The organism is Alteromonas sp. (assembly GCF_984505615.1).
This window is the reverse complement of record NZ_CFHOXV010000010.1, coordinates 103,132-109,996: the sequence shown is the minus strand read 5'-3', so window position 1 is coordinate 109,996 and position 6,865 is coordinate 103,132. Positions and strand designations below refer to the sequence as shown.

Annotated in this window: 4 protein-coding genes; 3 read left to right on the top strand and 1 reads right to left on the bottom strand. The window is 48.8% G+C overall.

The window, feature by feature from the left end:
• Positions 1 to 408, bottom strand: a 408-nt coding sequence (locus AC4PME_RS08735; protein WP_491529564.1) for a cyclomaltodextrinase N-terminal domain-containing protein, incomplete at its 3' end; no start/stop codon positions are given.
• 403 nt (positions 409 to 811) lie between these two features.
• Between AC4PME_RS08735 and AC4PME_RS08730 the strand changes: the two genes are divergently transcribed.
• The 3 genes from AC4PME_RS08730 to AC4PME_RS08720 all read left to right on the top strand — a co-directional run bounded on the left by AC4PME_RS08730 (position 812) and on the right by AC4PME_RS08720 (position 6,864).
• Positions 812 to 3,727: a TonB-dependent receptor gene (locus tag AC4PME_RS08730; protein ID WP_491045332.1), complete on the top strand. Its 2,916-nt coding sequence runs from the start codon at positions 812 to 814 to the stop codon at positions 3,725 to 3,727.
• 126 nt (positions 3,728 to 3,853) lie between these two features.
• Positions 3,854 to 5,341: a tryptophan halogenase family protein gene (locus AC4PME_RS08725; RefSeq protein ID WP_491045333.1), complete on the top strand. Its 1,488-nt coding sequence runs from the start codon at positions 3,854 to 3,856 to the stop codon at positions 5,339 to 5,341.
• Positions 5,341 to 6,864 (top strand): tryptophan halogenase family protein, encoded by a 1,524-nt coding sequence (locus AC4PME_RS08720; RefSeq protein WP_491045334.1) that lies wholly within the window; start codon positions 5,341 to 5,343, stop codon positions 6,862 to 6,864. The genes AC4PME_RS08725 and AC4PME_RS08720 overlap by 1 nt, the downstream gene beginning before the upstream one ends.
• Position 6,865 lies beyond the last annotated feature (1 nt).

Here is a 6,865-nt window from a genome sequence, read left to right as displayed (position 1 = left end):
AGCGAACCGGTCAGGAGTGAGCAGATAAATCGTGTCTTTTCCGGAATAGCCCTGTCGTTGTGCTGAACCTTTTTTACGTTCATGCAACACATAGGAGAAAGACACCCGTCCGCCGTTTTCTTTGGTGATTTCAAACGGAATGACGCCCGGTCTTACGTTGTCTGACAACGTGAGATCGACAAAAATATAATCTGCATTTGAAGGCCGGTGGACATCATCAATGTGAACGCCCGGGTAACTGGTTTTTACATTTGCTTTGCCCAGATCCTTATCCCGGATCATCAGTTGTAAACGGGAGTCTGCCATGTTCACCCACCAGTCCGGTGGTGACACTGATACACCGTAAGCAGGTACACAGAGTAAGTTTGCTGCCAGTACGGCTCCGTACACCGTTGCTGCTTTTTTCATTGTAATACTTCCGGCTTTTTAACAAGCGCTGTTAATGTTTCGTTAAACTTTTCGGGATAGTAACCGGATGCCCGGACTGCGCCAATGTTCTGCATACGTATTCAGCGCATTTCACCAAAAAGCGTCTATGCTTTTTAAAGTGCTGCTAACTTTCAGAATGTCAGAACGCTGTGTTGTGCTTGCAGGCAGCGACATGGTTGAGATATCAGCATCCGGCGCTTCGCTGAATCAATTAAGCGGGTTTTAACTTCCGGACAGGATTGCAAATATTTCTTAAGCCCCACTAATCTTAATTGATTAAGTATTTTTGTGTTTTTCACTTGATGTTCTGTAAAAACCAAACTATTGTTAATTTAATGTTGCACATACGCACATTCATGTTAATGAGAAAGGGCACACAAAAATGACCAAAAAACAGTTATTTAAACCTGCACTTCTGACCCTCGCAGTCAGCTCTGCACTTTTCCCCGGTGTCATCCAGGCACAACAAACAGATAACGAAGAAGCTAAGGATGTTGAGGTTATCGCGGTAAAAGGTATTCGCGGCTCTCTGATGCGTGCGCAGGCCATCAAAATGGACAACTCGTCTATTGTGGAAGCTATTTCTGCTGAAGACATTGGTAAGCTGCCGGATTCATCCATTGCTGAATCGTTGGCAAGGTTACCCGGTATGGCCGGTGAGCGTGTAGGTGGCCGTACGTCCGGTATTTCCGTACGGGGCTTTAAAGAAGATTTCGTCGGTACGTCGCTAAATGGCCGCGAGTTAATTGGTATCGGTGACAACCGTGGTGTTGAATACGATTTATACCCTTCTGAAATCATGACCGGTGCCACCATTTATAAAACCACCGATGCATCCCTTCTGGTTCAGGGTATTGGTGGTACTGTTGATTTACAAACAGTCAGACCGCTGGCCGCACAGGAAACACTCACCTTCACCGGTGTATATGAAATGGGTGGCAATGACTCTGATAACCCTGAATTCGACAATACAGGCAAACGCTATGCCTTGTCTTTTGTAGAAAAATTCGCCGATGACACGGTCGGTGTTGCTGTCGCTCTGGCCACCACGGAGTCTCCCCGTAACGAGAGAAAATACGGCGTATGGGGTTACGGAGATAACAACGGTGCTTCCCTGCCCTTCGGTCTTGATAGTCAGGCAATCAGCCGCGTACTGGAACGTGATACCGTTTCTGCAATCTTCCAGTGGCGCCCCACAGACAATCTGGACATTGTGGTAGACGTACTTAGCATTGATTACTCTGATTCCGGTGTGATCCGCGGTTTCATCGAACCCTTCGAACTGGATGCCAGCTCTTTAAACGGAAGTGGTGCAAATTCTACCGGTACCCAGACAAACGCGAATCCGGTTTTGCGTACTGACCCTGCACAGAAAGACGGTGAACTGACGACAGTGGGCCTGAACATCGATTATCAGTTGAATGATGAATGGTCAGTGAAACTGGATGTGGCTGACAGCAGCTCCAGTAAACGTGATCTGCGCGGTGAATCTTATGCCGGTCTTGCCCGTAGCGGAGCTGAAATTGCTGCCGGCGATCAACGTACCCGTGACTTTGTGATGGGACCTGACGGTATTTACTTTACCGGTTCAACCGGCCTGAATGCATTCTCCGATCCTAACCTGTTACAACTTACCGGTCCGCAGCAATGGGGTGGCGGCATGGCGGCGCTTGCCGATCAGTTCGATACTGACGTTCTTCGTGCAGACGGTACACCTTATACCTTCATTAACGCGCAGGATGGCTTCCTGAACTATGCAGATTTTGAAGAGGAACTGACAACGGTTCGTCTTGAAACAGAGGGCTTTGTTGAATGGGGCATTGTAAACAAGGTAAACGTGGGTGTTGCATACAGCGACCGCTACAAATCGAAGGATAACAAAGGCTTCTTTGCTACTGCTTCAAGCTATCCGAATTCAGAATCAATCCCGTCTTCATACCTGTACAACGGTCTGGCAGATCTTACCTGGGCTGGTATGGGCTATGTGATAGCGTACGATGGTTTTGCGCCATATAACGATGGCGAGTATGAATTAAATGATGCCGGTCTGCTCGAGCCGGACCGTTTAGGCGACACCTACAAAGTGTATGAAGAAGTCACCACACTGTTTGCCAAATTTGATTTTGAAACAGAAATCGGTGATTTCCCTGTCACCGGTAATTTCGGTGGGCAGTATGTTCAGACCGATCAGCGCTCGACCGGCTATATCGGTGTTGTCGGCGCAAACTTCAAAGTGTGTGACGGCGATGATAACGGCGTGATCGACGCAGATTGTGAGCAGGATATTTCTGACGATTACAATCACTTCCTGCCCAGCCTGAACGTTTCTGTTGAAGTGGGCGATAATCAGTTTGTCCGCTTTGCGGCCAATAAAACCATCAGCCGTGCCCGTATCGATCAAATGAAAGCATCGGGCTTTGTGAAATTCGACCAGAACATTAACCTGATTGCTATTCCAAATACACAAGCGGCAGTAGACGAGTACGGTACACCATGGTCCAAGTTCCAGGGTAACCCCCGTCTTCGTCCTTTGGAAGCGAATAACTATGACCTGTCTTTCGAGAACTACTTTGAAGATGAGGGTTATGTGTCTGTGGCGTTATTCTATAAAGACCTGGTTAACTGGACACGTGACGGTAACCTGACTATAGATTTCACCAACGATCCCACCAATGATGGCGCAGATTACTTCATTCCCGGATTCCATGACAGAACCGTAGGTGCCGACGGGCTGGTAGGTCCGGACGGCACGGTCTATGCGCCCGGCACTTACATCACTCCACCGGATACAGGTACATTCTCATTCTTCGAAGATGGTCTGACCGGCAGCGTAAAAGGTGCTGAGGTTACCGCTCAGATACCCCTGCGTATGGTGAGTGACGTACTGGACGGTTTTGGTATCGCCGCTTCTTATACATACATTGATGCGACTCTGGAAGATGACTCACCGGTGCCCGGTCAGTCAGAAAGAGTTACGTCTTTGACTGCCTATTACGAAATGAATGGCTTTGAAGTGCGTGTTGCTGCGACAGACCGGGGTGAATTCTTCACCTACCAGCGCGGCGGTTCAAACAAAATTGAAGGTGCGACACGGGATGCGGTTACCCAGGTGGATGCGCAAATCAGCTATGACTTCGAAGGCAGTGGTATTGAATACCTCGAAGGATTGCGTATATCTCTGCAGGGAACGAACCTGACCGATGAAAAAGAAGAGACCCGCGATTCGAATGGTTTCGTCACCCTGAGACGGGAGTTCGGACCTTCTTATATGCTGAACTTCAACTACTCCTTCTATTAATCAATCCGGGCGGCAGCTTTACTGCCGCCCTTCTTTTTAAATATTTTCGTAGCAGCTTTTACTACAAAAACGGTTACGAAAGTGTTTATAGTAAATTTAATATCAATAACATCAACGGATTACTGAATGACCTCAGGTGTGCGCAAATTAGTCATTGCCGGCGGAGGCACCGCAGGCTGGATGGCAGCCGCTCTGTTTAAGAAAGTCCTCGCAGACAACATCGAAGTAGAGCTGATTGAATCAGAAGATATTGGCATCATCGGTGTCGGTGAAGCAACCATTCCCCCTATTCAAACCTTTAATCAATATCTTGGTCTGGATGAAAAAGCGTTTCTTAAAGAAACCCACGCCAGCATAAAGCTGGCTATCCGCTTTGAAAACTGGAAGCAGGAAGGCAGCAGCTATTACCACACATTCGGTGCACCTGGCGCCACACTGGGCTTTGTCGGCTTCCAGCACTACTGGTTACGGGCGGCACAAAACGGGCTGACACAGTCATTGTGGGATTTCGATCTGAATTACCTGGCTTGTCTGGAAGGAAAGTTTAATAAAATTCAGACTGATAATCCGGTGTATCAATTACCTTATGCCTATCATTTCGATGCCACCCTGTATGGTCAGTTCTTAAGACGCATGGCAGAAAACGCCGGCGTAAAACGCGCAGAAGGCACTATTGAATATGTGAAGCAGAATGCAACCACGGGCTTTGTGGAAGCACTGCAGTTAAAAAGTGGTGAGCAGATTGCCGGCGATTTATTTTTGGATTGCACCGGTATGCGCGGTCTGCTTTTACAAAAGACGCTTGGTACAGAATACGAGGACTGGTCTCACTGGTTATGTGCAGACCGGGCGTGGGCAGTGCCGTCACAAAGGCATGAGCATACCGCTCCGTTCACCCGCAGCATAGCACGTTCAACGGGCTGGCAATGGCGTATCCCCCTCACCCATCGTAACGGTAATGGACTGGTGTACAGTTCAAAATATATGGACGATGACAAAGCCAGGGAGTTGCTGATGACAAACCTGGATACGCCGGCACTGGATGAACCCCGGAAAATCAGTTTCCGCACTGGCCGGACCGTAAAGCAATGGTCAAAAAATGTGATCGGGATCGGTTTGTCCAGCGGGTTCCTTGAACCTCTGGAATCGACCAGCATTCATCTTATCCAAAGCGGCTTGGTGAGGTTACTGAAGATGTTTCCGCATAAGGAAATTAATCCTTCGATGGAGACCATGTATAACGCGGAATCGAAGGAAGAATTTGAAACCATCCGCGACTTTATCATTTTGCATTATGTGGTAAACGAACGTGATGACTCTGAATTCTGGCGGGATATGCAAACCATGTCCATTCCTGCGAGACTGGAGCAGAAAATCAACGCGTTTAAAGATACCGCCACCATCTTTAACGAACAGAACGATATCTTCCGTGATGCCTCCTGGCTTCAGGTCATGGCGGGCCAGGGGATAATGCCGCGGGATCATCATCCTGCAGCCAATACACAAACCGTCCCCCAATTACTCGATGTCATGGGAAAAGTATTACAGGCAAAACAGCAGCCTCTTACACAGATGCTTCCCCATGATGAATTTCTCAAACGGTTTACTCAATAATGTCAGCGCCTCATCGTATTGTTATCGCCGGTGGCGGCACCGCCGGCTGGATTGCTGCCTGCCTCATGGCGCACCACTGGCGTGATAAGCCGGTAAGCATTACGCTGGTGGAATCGGCTGATATTGCCACCGTGGGCGTGGGAGAAGGTTCAACTCCTACACTGAAACGCTTTTTCAGTGACCTTAACATTGCAGAAAGTGACTGGATGCCAGCCTGCAACGCCACGTATAAGGTGAATATCCGGTTTAAAGGCTGGAGTCCCCAAAACGGGCCTGACAGTTACAGTCATCCGTTCATCTCACAACCGGATGCATTCACAGAGCGCCCCTTTCATGTGAATTGCCACAACCGCCGGCTGGGCCTGGACGTGAACGTTACCCCTGAACAATTTCTGCTGAACGGGTGGCTGTCCGGGGCAGGTAAAGCCCCGGTAACGCCGCCCTCGTTCCCTTTTCGTATCGAATATGGTTACCATTTTGATTCCGCCTTGCTGGGCCGGTATCTGAAACGCCATGCCGTCTGCCTGGGTGTAAATCACATTGAAGGGAAAATTGACGATGTCATTACCAGTCTTTCAGGCCATATTACATCGCTGAAATTGCAATCCGGCGAGATGGTTGAAGGTGATTTTTTCATCGACTGTACCGGCTTCCGTTCTTTGTTGTTACAACAGACACTGGATATCCGCTTTAATCCGTTCGGCGAAAACCTGTTTAACGACAGGGCTGCGGTACTGGCTACACCGGCGCAGGCGCAACTGCCGGTGGAAACAACGTCTACAGCGCTCAGCAACGGCTGGGCGTGGTCTATCCCGTTAAGCAGCCGTACCGGAAACGGTTATGTCTTTTCTTCAGCTCATCTCACCGATGATAAAGCAGAGGCTGAACTTCGCCGGCACCTTTCCGTGCAGGACAACGAAGGTGACGTGCGGTTCCTGTCTATGCGTGTTGGTCAGGTTGAAAAGCACTGGCACAAGAATTGTCTGGCACTGGGGCTGGCGCAGGGATTTATTGAACCCCTTGAAGCCACAGCTTTGCATCTGGTGCAGTTATCCGTTGAATTTTTCATAGAAGATTATGAACAGGGTAACTTCAGTCCCGCTTTACAGGACAAGTTTAATAAAGACGTCACTGAAAGGTTTTCAGGAGTAAGGGATTACATTGTCGCCCATTACAAACTCAATACCCGCGACGACTCGGCATACTGGCGGGAAAACCGTAATAATATGGCTTTGTCTGAATCCCTGTTGCAACTGCTTGATGTCTGGTACCGCAAAGGCGATTTCCCGGCAGAAATTCAACGGCAGAACATTCAGTCTCACTTTGGCATTACATCATGGCACTGCCTGCTCGCCGGATATGGCATCTTTCCTCCGCTGACTAAACAGCAGCCCGGACGGGGTGATCTCTACAAGGACAATGACACTGAGGCATTCTTTAAAGGCTGTCTGTTAAATTTCCCCGATCACAGTGCGTATCTTAAAGACATTGCACGCAGATCCCCTGCTCACCCACTGGTATAAA

Bases quoted from the DNA above. Each gene is read 5' to 3' on its own strand.
- AC4PME_RS08730 (WP_491045332.1), top strand. From the start codon at position 812: ATGACCAAAAAACAGTTATTTAAACCTGCACTTCTGACCCTCGCAGTC.
- AC4PME_RS08725 (WP_491045333.1), top strand. From the start codon at position 3,854: ATGACCTCAGGTGTGCGCAAATTAGTCATTGCCGGCGGAGGCACCGCA.
- AC4PME_RS08720 (WP_491045334.1), top strand. From the start codon at position 5,341: ATGTCAGCGCCTCATCGTATTGTTATCGCCGGTGGCGGCACCGCCGGC.